Consider the following 959-nt stretch of genomic DNA (forward strand, 5'->3'; position numbering starts at 1 on the left):
AGGTGCGACAACGCTATAACACCTAAACCAAACGCTGCACCGTAAACGCAAATTTCAAACCGGAGTGAAATCGCTAAGCGTTAGGAGTCACTCTTAAATTGTTTGTTAACTTGCTTAGCCTCAGCATCAAAATTATTGAATGCTAACTTAAGTGATGATGCTAATTATTTTCTAGAGAGTAAAATGGAATAAATAACAAAGTAATTGACACCCCATAAAAAAGCGGGATTAGAGCAACACTAATTCCAACTTGGATTCCAATAGCATCTACCGCAAAATTTGAAAGAGTGTGAATTAATCCAATAATTGCCCCTAACAAACCACTACAGGTTGAAACATATAAAACGTTTCGAAGTGCTATTTTTTTTGAGCTATTGTGGCCAAGTATAAAACTGATAAGTGTTGGGATCACTACAAATAAAAAACTAGCCACATCAACAAACTGAAGTATCTCACCAAGAGAGATAAATTTACCAATGATCAAAAACACTACTGATAAATAGATTGATTTAATTAATTGTTGAACCATATTTACCACCAATACCCATACATAAGATCATCAGGATTACGTGGCAATCTGTTCATTGAATCTGCATCTTTCATGTAATACATTACAAAATTTCTTTGCTTAGCTCCCCAAGAAGGCAAATCACAGATTGCCTCCACTAGTCGTTTTACTTGGGGGTCACTCAGTGACTCGCCTCTTTGCAACGCCTCTTTAAGCTCTGGAACCAAAACTTCATATAATCGATTAGCATCATTTTTTCCTGACACTCGTCCATAGATGCTTTCAATTGCTGATGTAACTAAAGATGATGGCATATACTTTCACATTCCAATAACGAACAATTCATTAGCATAACCAAAATAACCACTAGTTGCATATGGATTTTATTAGGATGACGGTAATTTCTCAAACGTGCAACAACTCCTTGCAAGTTAACGCCGCGTTAAGTGGT

Annotated in this window: 2 protein-coding genes; both read right to left on the minus strand. The window is 36.2% G+C overall.

Annotation, left to right across the window (positions count from 1 at the left end; all coding sequences use genetic code 11):
- Positions 1-160: 160 nt before the first annotated feature.
- Positions 161-529, minus strand: a complete 369-nt coding sequence (locus FCV43_RS20120; RefSeq protein ID WP_136996181.1) for a MotA/TolQ/ExbB proton channel family protein — start codon at positions 527-529, stop codon at positions 161-163.
- Between the two features lie 2 nt (positions 530-531).
- Positions 532-822 (minus strand): hypothetical protein, encoded by a 291-nt coding sequence (locus tag FCV43_RS20125; protein WP_136996182.1) that lies wholly within the window; start codon positions 820-822, stop codon positions 532-534.
- Positions 823-959 lie beyond the last annotated feature (137 nt).

This window comes from Vibrio genomosp. F6, from assembly GCF_005146325.1.
Lineage (GTDB): Bacteria > Pseudomonadota > Gammaproteobacteria > Enterobacterales > Vibrionaceae > Vibrio > Vibrio cortegadensis.

What these genes read in the sequence shown, in the direction of transcription:
- FCV43_RS20120 (WP_136996181.1), bottom strand. Translation starts at nt 529, where the DNA reads ATGGTTCAACAATTAATTAAATCAATCTATTTATCAGTAGTGTTTTTG.
- FCV43_RS20125 (WP_136996182.1), bottom strand. Translation starts at nt 822, where the DNA reads ATGCCATCATCTTTAGTTACATCAGCAATTGAAAGCATCTATGGACGA.